At 74.6% G+C, this 17,249-nt stretch carries 12 protein-coding genes; 9 read left to right on the top strand and 3 right to left on the bottom strand.

Going from position 1 to position 17,249, the window contains the following annotated elements; translation table 11 throughout:
* The first annotated feature begins 93 nt into the window (after positions 1 to 93).
* From LEP48_RS10480 to LEP48_RS10445, 8 genes are all read left to right on the top strand, one after another.
* A complete protein-coding gene (locus LEP48_RS10480; protein WP_225565541.1) occupies positions 94 to 1,809 on the top strand; it encodes an ABC transporter substrate-binding protein in 1,716 nt (571 codons plus the stop codon).
* Positions 1,810 to 1,858: 49 nt separating this feature from the next.
* Positions 1,859 to 2,848, top strand: a complete 990-nt coding sequence (locus LEP48_RS10475; protein WP_225565540.1) for an ABC transporter permease — start codon at positions 1,859 to 1,861, stop codon at positions 2,846 to 2,848.
* A 10-nt stretch (positions 2,849 to 2,858) separates the two neighbouring features.
* Positions 2,859 to 3,890, top strand: a complete 1,032-nt coding sequence (locus LEP48_RS10470) for an ABC transporter permease (protein WP_225565539.1) — start codon at positions 2,859 to 2,861, stop codon at positions 3,888 to 3,890.
* Complete coding sequence (locus LEP48_RS10465) at positions 3,887 to 4,819, top strand: ABC transporter ATP-binding protein (RefSeq protein ID WP_225565538.1); 933 nt, start codon at positions 3,887 to 3,889, stop codon at positions 4,817 to 4,819. Before LEP48_RS10470 ends, LEP48_RS10465 begins: the two co-directional genes overlap by 4 nt.
* On the top strand, positions 4,816 to 5,619 hold the full coding sequence (locus LEP48_RS10460) for an ABC transporter ATP-binding protein (protein ID WP_225565537.1): 804 nt from the start codon (positions 4,816 to 4,818) through the stop codon (positions 5,617 to 5,619). Before LEP48_RS10465 ends, LEP48_RS10460 begins: the two co-directional genes overlap by 4 nt.
* Before the next feature lie 90 nt (positions 5,620 to 5,709).
* Positions 5,710 to 6,945: an ROK family transcriptional regulator gene (locus tag LEP48_RS10455; protein WP_225565536.1), complete on the top strand. Its 1,236-nt coding sequence runs from the start codon at positions 5,710 to 5,712 to the stop codon at positions 6,943 to 6,945.
* 50 nt (positions 6,946 to 6,995) lie between these two features.
* A complete protein-coding gene (locus LEP48_RS10450) occupies positions 6,996 to 9,632 on the top strand; it encodes a glycoside hydrolase family 2 protein (RefSeq protein WP_225565535.1) in 2,637 nt (878 codons plus the stop codon).
* On the top strand, positions 9,629 to 11,866 hold the full coding sequence (locus LEP48_RS10445; protein WP_225565534.1) for an alpha-galactosidase: 2,238 nt from the start codon (positions 9,629 to 9,631) through the stop codon (positions 11,864 to 11,866). Before LEP48_RS10450 ends, LEP48_RS10445 begins: the two co-directional genes overlap by 4 nt.
* 196 nt (positions 11,867 to 12,062) lie before the next feature.
* Here LEP48_RS10445 and LEP48_RS10440 read toward each other — a convergent pair whose 3' ends face one another.
* Positions 12,063 to 12,458: a RidA family protein gene (locus LEP48_RS10440; protein ID WP_225565533.1), complete on the bottom strand. Its 396-nt coding sequence runs from the start codon at positions 12,456 to 12,458 to the stop codon at positions 12,063 to 12,065.
* A gap of 123 nt (positions 12,459 to 12,581) precedes the next feature.
* On the opposite strand from LEP48_RS10440, the gene LEP48_RS10435 reads away from it, so the two are divergent.
* A complete protein-coding gene (locus tag LEP48_RS10435) occupies positions 12,582 to 13,547 on the top strand; it encodes a helix-turn-helix transcriptional regulator (protein WP_225565532.1) in 966 nt (321 codons plus the stop codon).
* Positions 13,548 to 13,574: 27 nt separating this feature from the next.
* On the opposite strand, the gene LEP48_RS18805 is transcribed toward LEP48_RS10435, so the two are convergent.
* Both LEP48_RS18805 and LEP48_RS10425 read right to left on the bottom strand, forming a co-directional pair.
* Positions 13,575 to 16,121: a ComEC/Rec2 family competence protein gene (locus LEP48_RS18805; protein WP_225565531.1), complete on the bottom strand. Its 2,547-nt coding sequence runs from the start codon at positions 16,119 to 16,121 to the stop codon at positions 13,575 to 13,577.
* On the bottom strand, positions 16,118 to 17,218 hold the full coding sequence (locus tag LEP48_RS10425) for a ComEA family DNA-binding protein (protein ID WP_225565530.1): 1,101 nt from the start codon (positions 17,216 to 17,218) through the stop codon (positions 16,118 to 16,120). The genes LEP48_RS18805 and LEP48_RS10425 overlap by 4 nt, the downstream gene beginning before the upstream one ends.
* Between the last annotated feature and the right edge of the window lie 31 nt (positions 17,219 to 17,249).

Here is a 17,249-nt window from a genome sequence, read left to right as displayed (position 1 = left end):
CCGGCTCGACAGCTCGGCCCACCGATGGGGGTGGGGACCGAGGACCCGGCGTCCAGGTCTCGCCAACGACGGCGACCGACAGAAGGACACCTGATGACCGACATGACGCCACGCACGACCCGGCGCCGGGTGCTCGCGGCGGTGGCCGCGGCCACCGCCGCAGCGCTCGCGCTCACGGCCTGCTCCGGCGGGGCCGGCGGCACGGGGGGCGGGTCGTCCGCACCCGGGGACAAGGACGCGTCGATCACCGTCTTCAACGGCTCGACCGGCACCATCAACGAGAACTGGAACCCGTTCTCGCCCACGGCCCTGCAGCCCACCCTCGGCGTGATCTACGAGCCGCTGTTCTGGTACAACCTCGCCGAGACCTCCGACCCCACGCCCCTGCTCGCCACCGGCGCCGAGTGGAACGACGACGGCTCGGAGCTGACCGTCACCACCCGCGAGGGCGTGACCTGGTCCGACGGCGAGCCGTTCACGGCCGGCGACGTGGCCTTCACGTTCAACCTGCTGCAGAAGACCCCGGAGCTCAACACGTCCGGCACCGCCGCCACCGCCGAGGCCACCGACGACACGCACGTGACCCTGACGTTCCCCGAGCCGGACTCCTTCATGCAGGAGGCCCAGGTGCTGGGCAACCAGGCGATCGTGCCCGAGCACGTCTGGTCCGGGATCGACGACCCGATCACCACGATCAACCCCGAGCCGGTGGGCACCGGGCCGTACACGCTCAAGGAGTTCTCGTCGCAGAGCTACGTCCTGCAGAAGAACGAGAGCTACTGGATCGAGGGCAAGCCTTCGGTCCAGGAGGTCCGCTACATCTCGCTGGACACCGCGGACGCCGCGTCGGCGTCGCTGCTCGCCGGCGAGGTCGACTGGATGAGCTCGTTCCTGCCGGGCCTCGACCAGATGCTCGAGGGCAACGAGCACATCTCGTACGTCAACACCCCCGCCCTGACGACGTCGATCTTCACCTGCTCGAACGCCGACCTGGGCTGCGAGGGGCCGCAGACCGACCCCGCGGTCCGGCAGGCGATGTACTGGGCGCTCGACCGCGAGCAGCTCAACCAACTCGCGGGCGGCGGCTTCGCCGGGACCGGTTCGCCGACGCTGCTGCTGCCGGAGCGGGACACCGACTGGATCGCGGACCCCGCGCACGCCACCACGCCCGCGGGGGCGGACGTGGCCAAGGCGAACCAGATCCTGGACGACGCGGGGTGGGAGGCCGGCGACGACGGCATCCGCGCCAAGGACGGCGAGCGCCTGAGCATGACGATCCAGACGGTGTCCGGCTGGTCGGACTACATCTCGCTCAACGACACGATGAAGCAGCAGCTCGCGGAGGTGGGCATCGAGCTCGAGCCCACCCAGCTCGCCTGGAACGAGTGGAACGACAACCAGGTCAAGGGGAGCTACCAGCTCTCGCTCGACTCGATCGGCCTGGGCGCCTCGGACAACCCGTACTACACGTACAACGGCAAGTACCTGTCGGCGAACTCGGCCAAGGTGGGCGAGCAGGCCTCCGGCGGCAACTACGCGCGCTACTCGAACCCGAAGGTCGACGCGGCGATCACGGCGGCCGCCTCGACGTCCGACGAGGCCGAGCAGAAGGCGCAGTACGCGATCGTCCAGGAGGAGATCGTGACCGACCTGCCGTACGTGCCGATCTACATCAACTCGACGCTCACCGAGTTCAACAACGCGACGGTGACCGGCTGGCCGAGCAACGACGACAAGTACGCCTTCGCCGCGTCGTGGAAGGCGTGGGACAACGGCATCGTCCTCAAGACGATCCAGCCCGCCGGCTGACGCCGCAGGCCCACCGTAGGCGCCGAGGAGGAACTCGCGAGGTCGCACCATGACGTTCGTCGCACGAAAGCTCGGGTTCTACGCGATCGCCCTGTGGGCGGCGCTGACCCTGAACTTCCTGATCCCACGGCTCATGCCGGGCAACCCGGTGGATCAGCTCGTCTCGAAGCTGGCCCAGAAGGGGCAGGTCACGCCCGCCACCCGGCACGCCATCGAGCTCCTCCTCGGCGCCGACACCTCGTCGCCGCTGTGGAAGCAGTACCTGGACTACCTCGCCCAGCTCGCCCACGGCGACCTCGGGGTGTCCGTCACGTACTTCCCCGCACCGGTCACCCAGGTGATCGGCCAGACCCTGCCCTGGACGATCGGCCTGGTCGGGCTCTCGACGATCATCTCGTTCCTGCTCGGCGTGGGGCTCGGCACCCTCGCCGGCTGGAAGCGGGGGTCGTGGCTGGACAACTTCGTCCCGGTCACGACGATGTTCCAGTCGGTGCCGTACTTCTGGCTGGCGCTCATCCTGCTGTACCTGCTCGGCTCGGTGTGGGCCGTCTTCCCCCTCCACGGCGGCTACGACGTCTATACCACCGAGATCGGGTGGAACGCGCCCTTCGTCTCGTCGGTGATCTTCTACGGCACGCTGCCGGCCATCACCATCGTCCTGTCGTCCGTCGGCGGCTGGATGGTCGGCATGCGCAACATGATGGTCTCGACGCTGTCCGAGGACTACATCCTCACGGCCGAGGCAAAGGGCATCGCCCCGGGGCGCATCATGCGCACCTACGCCGCCCGCAACGCGATGCTGCCCTCGATCTCGGGCTTCGCGATCTCGCTCGGGTTCGTCGTCGGGGGCTCGCTCGTCACGGAGGCGGTGTTCTCCTACCCCGGCGTCGGCTCGGCGCTGCTGTCGGCCGTCAACTCGAACGACTACGCGCTCATGCAGGGCATCTTCCTCGTCATCACCATCTCGGTGCTCGGCGCGAACCTGCTCGTCGACCTCCTGTACTCGGTGATCGACCCGCGCACCCGGAACCGGAGCTGAAAGGACAACGATGTCGATCAGCACGCAAGAACCGCAGCCGCCCAGGACGTCGCGCGCCCGCGAGGTGGACGGCGCGACGCCGGGCACCCCGGACGCCGCACCGGCGAGGAGCACCGCGCGGCGCCGGCGCGGCCCGTCGGTCCCGCTCACCCCCAAGCTCGTGGTGGGGCTCGCCATCGTGGCCGTCACCGTCCTGTTCGCGGTCGTCGGACCGTTCTTCGTCGCCGACCCGTCGCGCGTCGACGACATCGGGCTGACCCCGCCGAGCGCCGAGCACTTGCTCGGCACGACGCAGACCGGCCAGGACGTGTTCGCCCAGCTCGCCTACGCCTCCCGGGGCTCCCTCATCATCGGCCTCGTGGTCGGGGTGATCGCCCTGGTGCTCTCCGGCTTCTTCGGGGTGGTGGGCGCCTACGCCGGCGGGTTCGTGGACGAGTCGTTCTCCCTGTTCTCGAACGTCATGCTCGTCATCCCCGGCCTGCCGCTCGTGATCATCATCTCCAGCTACGTGCCGAACAAGAGCGTCTGGCTGGTGGCGGTGGTCCTCGCCGTCACGAGCTGGGCCGGGTCCGCCCGGGTGCTGCGCGGCTACACGCTCTCGGTCAGGTCCCGGGACTACGTCCTCGCCGCCCGCGTGGCCGGCGAGCCGCCGTCCCGGGTGCTCCTGGTCGAGATCCTGCCGAACCTCGTGCCGCTGCTCGCGTCGCAGGCGATGTTCGCGGTGATCTTCGCGATCCTCGGCGAGGCGGGGCTGTCGTTCCTCGGGCTGGGAGCCACCGGCTCGTTCACCTGGGGCACGATGCTCTACTACGCGCAGAACGGCCTCGCCCTGCGCCTGGGCGCGTGGTGGTGGTTCGTCCCGCCGGGCCTGATGATCGCGCTGTTCGGCGCCGCGCTGGCGCTGATCAACTTCTCCATCGACGAGATCATCAACCCGCGCCTGCGCAGCCAGACGCGGCGGGCCCGCAAGCGCTGGCACCTCGACCGGCCCGCACCCGTGGCGGCCGGGACCACCGACACCCCCACGGAGGCGACGGCATGAGCGCCGCGCAGGCACCGACGGCCGACGGCCAGGCGCAGGGGCCGGCCGTGCGCCCTCCGCGGCACGAGGTCGACCCCGTGCTCACGATCGAGGACCTCAGCGTCGAGTACCGCGCCGAGACCACCGTGCGGGCGGTCGACCACGTCTCGCTCACGCTGGGCCGCGGCGAGGTCCTCGGGCTCGCCGGCGAGTCCGGGTGCGGCAAGTCGACGCTGGCGTACGGCGTCAACCGGCTGCTCAAGCCGCCGGCCGTCGTCACGGGCGGCGCGGTGCGGTTCCACTCGCGCGAAGGGCACGTCGTGGACACGAGCGTGCTCGACGGCGACGACCTGCGGCTGTTCCGCTGGGAGAAGATCTCGATGGTCTTCCAGGGCGCGATGAACTCGCTGAACCCGGTGAAGAAGATCCGGGACCAGCTCGGCGACGTGTTCGCCACCCACCGCCCGTCGATGACCAGGCGCGAGCGCGTGCTGCGCAGCGGAGACCTGCTCGAGCGCGTCGGGGTGGACCGCAACCGGCTGCTGGCGTACCCGCACGAGCTGTCGGGCGGCATGCGTCAGCGCGTGATGATCGCCATGGCGATGGCGCTCGACCCGCAGGTCATGATCATGGACGAGCCCACGACGGCCCTCGACGTCGTCGTGCAGCGCGAGATCCTCCAGGAGATCTCCCGCCTGCGGGCCGAGCTGGGCTTCGCCGTCGTCTTCATCACGCACGACCTGCCCCTGCTCCTCGAGATCAGCGACCGCATCGCCGTCATGCGGGCCGGGCGGATCGTCGAGGAGGCGCCGGCGATGACGCTCTACACCCGGCCGCAGCACGACTACACGAAGACGCTGCTGTCGTCGTTCCCGAGCCTGACGGGTGCGCACGGCGACTTCGTCCGCAGCGGGTCCGCGGACCTCGCCGACTCCGGGGGGGAGCGATGACCACGCTCGAGATGCAGGACGTCGTCAAGGAGTACCACCTGCGCGACGGGTGGCGGGGCGAGCGCCTGCGCGCGGTGGACCACGTGTCGTTCACCCTGGAGCCGGGCCGCACCACGGCGCTCGTCGGGCAGTCGGGGTCCGGCAAGTCCACCATCGCCAAGCTGCTCATGCGGCTGGAGTCGCCGACGTCGGGCAGGATCCTGCTCGGCGGGCGCCCGGTGGGGCGCTCGCGGTCGGCCCAGCGCGCCTACCGCAGCCAGGTGCAGATGGTGTTCCAGGACCCGTTCGGCTCGCTCAACCCGCACCACACGATCGAGCACCACCTGGCGCGACCGGTCGCCCTGCACCACCCGCGCATGAGTGCCGCGCAGGTGCGGTCCCGGGTGCTGGAGCTGCTGACCCGCGTGCGGCTGGACCCGACCGAGGAGTTCGCCGCCCGCCGGCCGCACGAGCTCTCGGGCGGCCAGCGCCAGCGTGTCGCCATCGCGCGGGCGCTGGCGCCGGAGCCGGGCATCCTCGTGGCGGACGAGCCCGTGTCCATGCTCGACGTCTCGATCCGCCTCGGGGTGCTCAACCTGCTCGGGCGCCTCCAGCGCGAGGAGAACCTCGGGGTCCTGTACATCACCCACGACCTGGCTACCGCCCGGCACTTCAGCGACGACATCATGGTCATGTACCGCGGCTCGATCGTGGAGCGGGGCCCGGCCGACGACGTCCTGCTGCACCCGCGGCACGAGTACACCCAGACGCTGCGCGCGGCGTCGCCCGACCCCGAGCGTCGGCTCGCCGAGCTCGCGTGACGGCGACGGACGCGCCGATGGCACGGCGCACGGCGCGGCCGGGCGCGGCATCGCGCCCCAGTCGTGTCACCCTGACCCGGGAGGTCGACCATGACGAAGGTGATCCAGGCGCCCGGGCACCCCGGTGCGACGCCGTCGAGCCGTGCCCTCGTGCTCGACGCGATCCGGGCCGCGGGGTCGATCAGCCGGGTCGAGATCACTGCGGCCACCGGGCTCACCGGGGCCACGGTGTCCACGACGGTGCGCCGGCTCATCGTCGACGGGCTCGTCCAGGAGGCGGGCCGCGGCGAGTCGACCGGGGGCAAGCCGCGGGTCCTGCTGGAGCTGGTGCCGGCGAGCCGGCACGCCCTGGGGGTCCACCTGGACTCGGCGGACATCACGTACGCCCTGGTGAACCTGGACGGCGGCGTGGTGGCGCGGCTCAAGCGGGCGACGCGGCCGGACGCCGAGCCGGCCGCGGTCGTCCGGCGCATGGCCCGCACCGTGCGGGAGCTCGTGGAGAGCGCCGGGGCCCGCTGGGAGAAGGTCCTGGGGCTCGGCGTCGTCTCGCCGGGGCCGCTCGCCCGGTCGTCGCCGACGGTGCTCACCGGCCCAGCCATGGGGCGGTGGGCGGGCTTCCCGCTCGGCGAGCGGCTGGGGGAGGCCACGGGCCTGCCGATCCTGCTCGACAACGACGCGACCGCCGCCGCGGTGGGGGAGCACTGGACGGGCGGGGCGAACGGCAGTCGTGCGTTCGCCGCCCTCTACCTCGCGACCGGCATCGGGGCGGGAGCCGTGGTGCGCGGCGTGCCGCTGCGCGGCGCCAGCTCGAACGCCGGCGAGATCGGGCACGTGTGCGTCCAGGCCGACGGCCCCGAGTGCTGGTGCGGCGCGCGCGGCTGCCTGGAGGCGCTCGGCGGCCCGCAGGTGGTGGTCGCCTCCGCGGAGGCCGCGGGCTTCGACCTCGGCGGGCCCGGCCGCCCGACGTCGGAGCGGTTCGCGGTGCTCGCGCGGGCCGCGATCGGCGGGGACGCGGTCGCGGCCAGCATGCTGCACCGCTCCGCCCGGTACGTGGCGATCGCCGCCCAGACGCTGGCACAGGTGCTGGACATCGACCGCCTGGTGCTCACCGGTCCGGCGATGGCGCTCGCGGGCTCCCTGTACCTGCCTGTCGTCCAGGAGCGGCTCGACACGTCGTTCTTCGCGCGCAGCGACCACGGCGTCGAGGTCGTGATCTCACCGCACGCGAACGAGGCGGCGGCGATCGGCGCGGCGGCCCTCGTCCTCCAGGGCGAGCTCGTCGCCGCCGGCGGCAGCGTCCGGATCGCCGTCGGACGCCCCGCCTGACCCGCTCGACCACGACCACCCACGACCGCCCGCTCCCGGAGGAACCCCGTATGGCCCCCATCGCTGCTGCCCGTCACACGCTTCTCCTGCACGACGGGTGGACCGTCCGGGGAGCGGGCGGCCCCGTGCCCGAGCACCTCGCCGGCCGCGACGTCCCGGCCACGGTGCCGGGCTGCGTGCACACCGACCTGCTCGCCGCCGGGCTGATCGTCGACCCGTACCTCGACGACCACGAGGCGCTGCTCAAGTGGATCGGGCAGAGCGACTGGGAGTACCGCACCACCTTCCGGTCAGGTCCGGGCACGGGGGACTGGCACGACCTCGCCTTCGACGGCCTGGACACGGTCGCGACCGTCACCCTCAACGGCGCCGAGGTGGGCCGCACCGCGAACCAGCACCGGCGCTACCGGTTCGACGTCACCGACCTGCTGCGTGCGGGCGAGAACGAGCTCGTGGTGCGGTTCGCGTCGCCCGTGCGCGAGGCCGACGCCCGCAGCCTGGCGCTCGGCTACCGGCCGCAGGTCAACCACCACCCGTTCAACGCGATCCGCAAGGCCGCGTACAACTACGGCTGGGACTGGGGGATCGACGCGGCGACGGCCGGGATCTGGCGGGCCGTGCGCCTCGAGTCGTGGAGCACGGCACGTCTCGCGTCGGTGCGGCCGCTGGCCACGGCGGACGTGGCCGCCGGCCGCGGGCTCCTCGACCTCGCCGTCGACGTCGAGCGGGCCCCGGGCGTCGCCGGCCCCCTCGAGGTCACGGTGCGCCTGTCCGGCCACGGGGCCGAGCGCACCGCCCGCGCCGCGGTGCCTGCGGGGCAGAGCTCCGCCGTCGTGCACCTGGAGGTGCCGGACGTCGCGCTGTGGTGGCCGCGCGGGCACGGCGACCAGCCGCTGTACGCCGTCGAGGTGGGCCTGTCGGGCACCGACGCGACCGGTGCCGCGCAGGGTCCGGCCCTGGACGCCTGGAGCGGCCGCACCGGTTTCAGGTCCGTGGGCCTGGACATGGTGCCGGACGCCCACGGCACGTCGTTCACGATCGTCGTCAACGACCGCCCGGTGTGGGTCAAGGGCGCCAACTGGATCCCGGACGACGCCTTCGTGGCCCGCGTGGACCGGGGCCGCCTCGCGGCCCGGCTGGACCAGGCCGAGGCGGCGAACATGAACCTGCTGCGGGTGTGGGGCGGCGGGGTCTACGAGGCCGACGACTTCTACGACCTGTGCGACGAGCGCGGCATCCTCACCTGGCAGGACTTCGCCTTCGCCTGCGCGGCGTACAGCGAGGAGGAGCCCCTGCGGGCGGAGGTCGAGGCGGAGGCGCGGGACAACGTCGCCCGGCTCGCCCCGCACCCCAGCCTCGTGCTCTGGAACGGCAGCAACGAGAACATCTGGGGCCACCAGACGTGGGGCTGGATCAAGCGGCTGGACGGCAGGAGCTGGGGGCTCGGCTACTACACGGACCTCCTGCCCGGCGTCGTGGCCGAGCTCGACGGCACCCGCCCGTACACGCCGTCCAGCCCCTGGTCGGGCAGCCTGGACGTGTTCCCCAACGACCCGGACCACGGGTCGATGCACTCGTGGGAGCTGTGGAACCGGGAGGACTGGCCGCACTACCGGGACGTCGTGCCCCGGTTCATGGCGGAGTTCGGCTGGCAGGGCCCGCCGACCTGGTCGACCCTGACCCGGTCGATCAGCGACGACCCGTTGACGCCGGAGTCGCCGGGGATGCAGGTGCACCAGAAGGCGATGGGCGGCAACGACAAGCTCACCGACGGCCTGGTGGCGCACGTGCCGCTGCCCGACGACATGGAGGACTGGCACTGGGCCATGTCGTGGAACCAGGCCACCGCGGTGCGTACGGCCGTGGAGCACCTGCGCTCCTGGTCGCCGCGCTGCACGGGGTCCGTGGTGTGGCAGCTCAACGACTGCTGGCCGGTGACGTCCTGGGCGGCCGTCGACGGCGACGGGCGGCCCAAGCCCTTGCTGCACGCGCTCGCCCACGCGCACGCCGACCGGCTCGTGACGCTGCAGCCGCGTGCCGCGGACGGCGGCGAGGCGCGCCGGGACGGCACGGACGCGCTCGCGGCCGTCGTCGTCAACGACACCGACGCCGCCTGGGCGGGCGACGTCGTGCTGCGTCGTCTCACGTTCGACGGCGCCCCGGTGGCGGACGCGACGGTGCCCGTGCACGTCGCGCCGCGCGCGGCAGCCACCGTCGTGCTGCCCACCGAGGTCGGCACGCCGGGCGAGGCGGCCGCGGAGCTGGTCACGGCGACGCTGGACGGCGTGCGGGGCCTGTGGTTCTTCGCCGAGCCGCGCGACAGCGCGCTGGTCACGCCCGCTCACAGCGGGTCGGGGCTGGTCGAGGCCGAGGTGCGGCCCGTCGAGGGCGGGTACGTCGTCGACGTGACCGCGCGGCACCTGGTGCGCGACCTCACGCTGCTGGCCGACAAGGCCCACCCCGACGCCAGGGTGGATGCCATGCTCGTCACGCTGCTGCCCGGGGAGCGGGTCGAGCTGCGCGTGACCGTGCCCGACGACGCCCGGCTCGACCCGGCCGTGCTCACGCACCCGCGCGTGCTGCGCTCGCTCAACCAGCTCGTGCGGCCTGCGCGGGTCACGGCGGTGGACGCTGCGGAGGTCACGTCGGAGGTCACGGCGGAGGTCACGGCGGAGGCCACGGCGTGAGCGCACGCCACGTCCATCTGCGCGCGGGCGGGGTCAGCCTGCTGCTGGAGCTCGACGGCGACCGCCTGCCCGTCGTCCTGCACTGGGGCACGGACCTCGGCGAGCTCGGCGACGACGGCGCCGCGCTGGCCGGCGCGCTGGCCGAGCAGCCGTTCGGCAACCCCGTGGACGGGCCGATGCCCGTCGCCGTCCTGCCGGAGACGTCGGCAGGCTGGCCCGGGACGCCCGGCGTCGGCGGGCACCGGGGCGGCGTGGCGGCCGGGACGCGGTTCCGCGTCACGGGCGCGGACGTCTCGGGGCGCGCGGCCCCCTGGCGGCACGGCCTGGTCGTCGAGGCGGTCGACGACGCGGCGCGGCTCGGCCTGCGGCTCGAGGTGGAGCAGGCGGACTCCGGCCTGGTGCGGCTGCGGGCCAGGCTGACCTCGGTGCCGGCGAACGGGCCGGTCGGTGCCCCCGAAGGGGCCCCAGGAGCCGGGCCGGACGGCACCGCCGGCGACGTGCCGTTCGATCTCGCCGAGGTGCTGCTCACGCTGCCCGTCCCGGCGCGGGCGACCGAGCTGCTCGACTTCACGGGGCACCAGCTGCGCGAGCGCGCCCCGCAGCGGGCGCCGTTCGGGCACGGCACGCACCTGCGGGCGGCGCACCGGGGGCGGCCTGGCTTCGACGCCGCGTTCCTGCTGGCGGCGGGCGAGGCGGGGTTCGGCGATCGCCGCGGGCAGGTGTGGGCGCTGCACGCCGCGACGTCCGGCAACCCGCGCCTGCTCGCGGAGCGGAGCTACCACGGTCGCTCCGTGCTGGGCGGCGGCGAGCTGCTCGAGCCGGGCGAGGTGCGGCTCGCGGCCGGGGAGTCGTACACCAGCCCCTGGGTGTACGGCACGCACGGCACCGGGCTCGACGAGGCGTCGGGGCGGGTGCACGCCTGGCTGCGAGCCCGGCCCCAGCACCCGCGCTCGCCGCGGCCCGTCGTCGTCAACACGTGGGAGGCCGTGACCTTCGACCACGACCTGGAGCGGCTGACCGCACTCGCGGACGCGGCGGCCCGGGTGGGCGCCGAGCGGTTCGTGCTCGACGACGGCTGGTTCGGCGCCCGCCGGGACGACTCCGCCGGGCTCGGCGACTGGGTGGTCTCGCCCGACGTCTGGCCGAAGGGGCTGTGGCCGCTCGTCGAGCACGTGCGCTCCCTCGGCATGGACTTCGGGCTGTGGGTGGAGCCGGAGATGGTCAACCCCGACTCCGACCTGGCGCGCGCGCACCCCGACTGGCTCCTGACGGGCGCCGACGGCGCGCCGCTGGGCCCCGCCCGCCACCAGCAGGTGCTCGACCTGACGCACCCGGACGCCTTCGAGCACGTGCTCGGCCGGCTCGACGCCCTCCTTGTGGAGTACCCGGTCGCCTCCCTCAAGTGGGACCACAACCGGGAGCTCGTGGGGGCGGTCGTCCCCGCGGACGGGCGGGCCGCCGCGCACCGCCAGAACGCCGCCCTGCAGCGGCTGCTGGACGTGCTGCGCCACCGGCACCGGGCCCTGGAGGTCGAGTCGTGCGCGTCGGGCGGCGGGCGCGTGGACCTGGAGGTCCTGCAGCGCACGGAGCGCGTGTGGGCGTCGGACTCCACAGACGCGCACGAGCGGCAGGACATCCAGCGCTGGACCAGCCTGCTGGTGCCCTACGAGCTGCTGGGGGCGCACGTCAGCTCACCGGTGGCGCCGACGTCGGGCCGCGCACTGCCCCTGGACTTCCGCGCGGCGACCGCCTTGTTCGGGCACTTCGGCATCGAGTGGGACCTCACCGGTGCGAGTGCCGCCGACCAGGCGCGCGTGGCGCAGTGGGTCGCGTACTACAAGCGGGTGCGGGGGCTGCTGCACTCCGGCACCGTCGTGCACGGCGAGCACGCCGATCCCGCCTACCGGCTGCACGGGGTCGTCGCGCCGGACCGCGACGACGCCCTGTTCGCCTGGGTGTGCACCGCGACGTCGCCGACCTGGTCCCCGGGTCCCGTGCGGCTGCCGGGCCTGGACCCGCGGCGCACGTACCGCGTGCGCCCGGACGGGCCCGTCGCCACCGCGGACGGCGTCGCGTCCCGCTGGGGAGCGTCGCTGCCCTGGCTCGACGACGGGGGCGTCACCCTGCCCGGGCACCTGCTCGCCGACGCCGGGTTGGCGATGCCCGTGCTCGACCCGGACCGCTCGCTGCTGCTCCGGGTGTCCGAGGTGGACCGACGGCCACCCGTGCTGTGAGCGGGGGGGGGGGCCCCCCCCCGGGGGGGGGGGGGGGGGCCGCCCCCCCCCCCCCCCCGTGAGGGGCCGGGGGGCCCCCGGGGGGGGGGGGTCCGGGGGGGGGGGGCGGGGGGGCCCCGGCCGCCGCGGGGGGGGGGGGGGGGGGCGGGGGGGCCCCCCCCCCGCCCCCCGACGACAAGAGGTGGACGAGGTGCCGCTATGCGACAGCGGTTCCCTCGAGCTCGACCAGCTGGCCGGGGATCGCCAACCGGGTGACTCCGAGCGTCGTGGTCGTGGGAGAGACGCCGGCGGCCCCGAGCCTCCCGGCGAGCACGCCGTAGTGCCCGAACAGCGCGTCCACGTCCGTGGTGTAGACGTTGAGGCGGACCAGGTCCGCCAGCAACATGCCCGCTTCGGCGAGCACGGCCTCGAGGTTGTCCAGGGCCAGCTCGAGCTGGGCCGCGACGTCCCCGTCGTGCTCGGGTCGACCGTCCTCGCTCATCGCCGTCTGCCCGGAGAGGTACAGGGTCCGCGTCCCGCCCGAGACCAGCTCGCCCTGGTTGAAGCCCAGCTCCTTGGACCACGTCACCGGATTGACTGCCGTGCGTTCCATCGCTTCTCCGATCCTTCGACCGCGGGTGCCCGGCGGCCCGGTGGCCGTCGTCCTGACACCGCACGTCCAGCGTCCCCGCGAATCACGCCATCTCCTGTCGTGATTTCTGGTAAGGATGGACCGATGCGAGCAGACCGACTCGTCTCGCTGGTGCTGCTGCTGCGCCAGCGAGGTCGTATGACCGCGGGGCGGCTGGCACAGGAGCTCGAGGTGTCCGAGCGCACCGTGCTGCGCGACATCGACGCGCTCTCGACCGCCGGCGTCCCCGTCTACGCGGACCGCGGCCGCCACGGCGGCTACTCGCTGCTGCCCGGGTTCCGCACGGAGCTGACCGGCCTGAACCACGACGAAGCCCTCGCGCTGCTCACCGCAGGATCCGGCCGAGGCGAGCAGATCTTCGGCCTCAGCGCGCCGCTCGCCTCGGCGATGCGCAAGGTCGTCGATGCGCTGCCCGAGGGACACCAGGCGAGCCTGGAGGACGCCGCCCGACGCTTCCTGGTCGAGCCGGAGACCGACCTGCTGTCGCGACGAGCGATCACCGAGAACCTTGCCGACGAAGTGATGAGCGAGGTGCGCGCCGCCGTCCTTGCCGGTCGTCGGCTCCGCTTCGACTACGCGCCACCCGGCTCGACGCCGAGCCTGCGCACCGTCGATCCCGTCGGCCTGGTCACCGTGCGCGGCCGCACCTACCTGCTGGCGACCAGGTCCGGGGAGGACCGCACCTACCGGCTGACACGCATGAGCAGCGCCGAAGCACTCCCCGACCGGGCACAGCGCCCTGCGCAGGTCGACCTCGACCGTATCTGGGCCGAGCGCAGTGCCCAGTTCCTTTCCGAAGACCACATCCCCGTGGTCGTCCGGGTCCGGCCGGCACGCCGGGACGAGCTCCTGAGCACCGCGCGGGCCGTGCGCGCCGAGGAGCCGCAGCCCGACGGCTGGGTCCGGCTCGACGTGACGTTCGACGACCTGCGGCACGCGGTCTGGGCGGTGTGGCAGCTCGGGACGGATGCCGAGGTACTGGCACCGGACTCCGTCCGCGACGCGATGCGCGAGCGCGCCGAAGCCCTGGCGGCTCGATATCGATCCTGACCACCTGTCCCTGCGGAGCGTGTCCGCTCAGGACGGCGAGGTGCACGCCAGGCCGATCTCGCCGCCGCGGTCCACCAGGACGGCGGTGCCGCACTCGTCCGTGCGCACCACCGCCGACCCGACGCCCGCGTACAGGTCCAGCGCGTCGCGCGTCGGGTGCCCGTAGGTGTTGTCCACGCCCACGCTCACCAGCGCGACCCGCGGCGCGAGGAACCCGGCCAGGGCGGCGGACTGAGCCCGCGAGCCGTGGTGCGCCATCTTCACGACGTCGACCCCCGCCAGGTCGCTGCCCTGGACGGCGGCGAGCGAGCGCAGCAGCGCGTCCTGGCCCGGCTCCTCCAGGTCACCCAGCGCGACGACGTCGAGCCCGGAGGCGGTGCGCACGCGCAGCGACACGCTCGCGTCGTTGGCGCGGTCGCCCTCGGCGCCACCGCCCCCGCCACCGACCGACGCCGCGCTGATGACACCACCGCCCACACCGCTGCCCAGGACCTGCCAGCCGACGTCCCCGACGCTCCCCTGGTCGCCGGGGCTCGCGGCCCGGACCGGCACGCCGGCGTCGTCCAGAGCCACGTGTGCCGCCTCGGCCTGCCCCGCGGGAGCCTCCAGCGGGGAGACGAGCGCCTCGGTGACGGTGCGGCCGCGCAGCACCGCCGGCAGGCCTCCGACATGGTCCGCATGGAAGTGGCTGAGCACCAGCAGGTCCACCCGCTCGACCCCGAGGTGGTCCAGGCAGCGCCCCGCCGCCCCGCCCTCGGGGCCGACGTCCACGACGATGCCCGACGCCGGCCCCGTGCGGACCACCAGCGCGTCACCCTGGCCGACGTCGCAGGCCGCCACCTGCCAGTCGTCGGGCACGGCGCCGGGGACCAGCCCGAGCCGGGGCGCGGCCGCAGCGACGATCAGCGCCAGCCCGGCCGCTCCCGCGCCCGCGAGGAGCAGCAGGTGGACGACCTGCCGACGGTCCCGGCGGCGGCGCACGGCCCGGCATGCCCGGTCCACGACCCGCGGGCCCGCCTCCTTCCACCGTCGCGGCCACCCCTCGGCGGGACCTCGTCGCAGCACCAGCACCACCGAGACGCCGGTCAGCAACGCCAGCGCCAGGGCACCGCCGATGCCACCCGGCCACGGGACGGACGCCCACGGCAGGGCGGCGAACCAGCGCGCCACCATCGCGATCCAGCCCGTCGCCAGCCCGGCGCACCACCCGACGGCGGTGGCCGGGCCCGGCGCCCAGGGGGCCAGCAGCGTCGCGACGAGACCCAGCACCGTGGCGGGCACCAGCGCGGGCGCGGCCAGCAGGTTCGCCGGCACCGAGGTGAGCGGCACGCGCGGGTCCAGGAGCATGAGCACCGGGCCGCAGGCCGCCTGCGCCGCCCACGGCACCGCGAGCGCGAAGGCGAGCGGTCGCCCCGTCCAGGGCGCGAGGCGGCGGGCCAGCGGCCCGGCGAGCAGCACCAGCCCCGCGGTCGCCGCGCACGACAGGACGAACCCGTACGACCGGGCCAGCCACGGGTCGACGACCAGGAGAGCGATCGCCGCCGCGCCGAGAGCGGGCAGCCCGGCCGACGGCCGGCCGAGAGCGAGCCCCAGAAGCCCGACCGCGCAGGTCCAGGCCGCCCGCAGCACGCTCGGCTCCGGTCGCACGAGCAGCACGAAGCCGACGGCCACCGTCGCGACCGCCAGCACCCGTACGACCCGCGGCACCCGCAGCGCCGCGCACAGGGCGGTCAAGGTGGCGACGACGATCGCGAAATGCCCGCCCGAGACGGCGGTGACGTGCGTCAGGGAGGTCGTGCGCATCGCCTCGTCGAGGTCGGGCGACAGTCGTGACGTGTCGCCGACCGCCACCCCGGGCACCAGCCCACGGGCCTGCTCGGACAGCGGGTCGGTGACCTGCAGCAGCGCCGAGCGCAGGCGGTCGGTCGCCCGCAGCGCCGCCCCGGGCGGTGCCCGCTCGGGGACAGGGCCGTCCACCGAGGTACGGGCGAGGACACCGTCGCCTGGGCCCTCGACACGCAGCACCCCGCGCAGCGCGACCAGCGCGCCGTAGCGCGGCGGGTCCCCCGGTGCGGTGACCTCGACGAGCCCCGCCGTGCCGGTCGCCGCACCGCGCACGGTGACGGACGACGTCGCCAGCACCCAGCGGCTGCCCGGGCCGAAGACGGCGGGGCGGGGCTCGGAGGCGACCCGCCCGGTCAGGTGCACGAGCGCACCGGAGCCCGCCGCCGCGGCGAGCGGCTCCTGCCGTGCCAGCTGCACGTGCGCGCCCGTACCGACGGCCGCCAGGCACGCCAGGGCCAGGACGACGTGCGCCACCGTGCCCGCACCCGGCGCGCCGGCCGTCCTCGATCGCGCGGTCGCGACGCGCGCCGTCCGGGAGCGTGGCGACCGGAGCCGCGCGATCCAGGTGCGCGAGGCGAGCGCGAACCCGACCAGCGCGAGGCCGACGACGCCCACCACGGCAGCGGCTCCCGCCCAGCCGCGTGCCGGGCCGGTCACGCACCACGCGGCGGCGAAGGCGACGAGGACGGCGGGGACGAGACGGAGGTCGACAGGCGCGGCCGCACTCACACGCGGACCAGGTCGCGCAGCCGCTCGAGCACGGCAGGACCGATGCCGGACACCTCGTCCAGCTCCTCGACGGCGGTGAACGGGCCGTGCGCCGCTCGCCACGCGACGATCCGCTCGGCGAGCACCGGACCGATGCCGGGCAGTCCGTCGAGGTCGGCGGCGCTCGCCGCGTTGAGGTCCAGCACCGCCGCGCCCGGCCCGTCCGCTCCTCCACCGGCCGCGGTCCCGGTGCCGGCCTCGGGCGCGGGAACCACGACGTCACCGGGCTCGGGCACCACGATCTGCTCCCCGTCGGCCACCGCTCGCGCGAGGTTGAGCGCCGCCGTGTCGGCCTTCGACGTCGCGCCGCCCGCCGCCTCGATGGCGTCGGCCACGCGCGCACCGGCCGGCACGGTCACGAGGCCCGGCTCGCCGACCGCCCCGACCACGTGCACCACGACCTCCGCCCGGGCGTCAGTGCCCGCCCCTTCGGGCGTGGGGGCCGCCGACGCCTGGTCGGACGTCGCTCCGGACGACGACGGCGCCGACGCCGAGCCGGAGGACGGCGAGCCTGCCGACGGCGAGCCTGACGACGGCAGCTCGCCGACGGCGTCGACTCCCCCGGCGGTCGCTCCCGGGCCCGCACCCGCGAGGGTGGTCACGTCGTCCGGCCCGCCGAGCGCCAGCGCCGACGCGACGATCCCGAGCAGGAGCACGGCCACGGAGGCCACCACCGCGGCGCGCAGGCCAAGCCTCCAGCGTCGTCGACCGGGCGCGGTCTCGCCCGCCTCCGCCCCCGTGATCGGGTGCCCGTGCACGGCGGCGTAGGCCGCCGCCACGTGTCGGGCCGAGCGCCGCGCGGCCAACCGGCCCGCGAGGTCGTCGGTGGCGACGGTCGCGTCGGTGGCGACCGTCGCGCCGGTGTGCGCGGCCTCGGACGACGTTGGCGGTGGTGCCGCCGGCCGGTGCTGCCCCGGAGCGGTCGCCCCGAGCCCTACCCGCCAGGCACGCAGCCGCGCCACCGCCTCGTCGAGGTCGGGGGCACCGGTCCGGGCACCGGTCGACGCCGCGGCGCGCGGCTCGTGGGGCAGGGGGTCGCGGGGGGCGGTCGAGGTCACCCGGCGACGGTAGGACCGCCGTCGGGCCCGA

The organism is Isoptericola luteus (assembly GCF_020297055.1).
In the GTDB taxonomy this organism is placed as follows: Bacteria; Actinomycetota; Actinomycetes; order Actinomycetales; family Cellulomonadaceae; genus Isoptericola; species Isoptericola luteus.
Note: the sequence above shows the minus strand (reverse complement) of the source record. Positions and strands in the feature narration are given on the sequence as shown.

Excerpts from the sequence above, each read along its gene's own strand:
- LEP48_RS10480 (WP_225565541.1), top strand. The coding sequence starts at position 94 with ATGACCGACATGACGCCACGCACGACCCGGCGCCGGGTGCTCGCGGCG.
- LEP48_RS10475 (WP_225565540.1), top strand. The coding sequence starts at position 1,859 with ATGACGTTCGTCGCACGAAAGCTCGGGTTCTACGCGATCGCCCTGTGG.
- LEP48_RS10470 (WP_225565539.1), top strand. The coding sequence starts at position 2,859 with ATGTCGATCAGCACGCAAGAACCGCAGCCGCCCAGGACGTCGCGCGCC.
- LEP48_RS10465 (WP_225565538.1), top strand. The coding sequence starts at position 3,887 with ATGAGCGCCGCGCAGGCACCGACGGCCGACGGCCAGGCGCAGGGGCCG.
- LEP48_RS10460 (WP_225565537.1), top strand. The coding sequence starts at position 4,816 with ATGACCACGCTCGAGATGCAGGACGTCGTCAAGGAGTACCACCTGCGC.
- LEP48_RS10455 (WP_225565536.1), top strand. The coding sequence starts at position 5,710 with ATGACGAAGGTGATCCAGGCGCCCGGGCACCCCGGTGCGACGCCGTCG.
- LEP48_RS10450 (WP_225565535.1), top strand. The coding sequence starts at position 6,996 with ATGGCCCCCATCGCTGCTGCCCGTCACACGCTTCTCCTGCACGACGGG.
- LEP48_RS10440 (WP_225565533.1), bottom strand. The coding sequence starts at position 12,458 with ATGGAACGCACGGCAGTCAATCCGGTGACGTGGTCCAAGGAGCTGGGC.
- LEP48_RS10435 (WP_225565532.1), top strand. The coding sequence starts at position 12,582 with ATGCGAGCAGACCGACTCGTCTCGCTGGTGCTGCTGCTGCGCCAGCGA.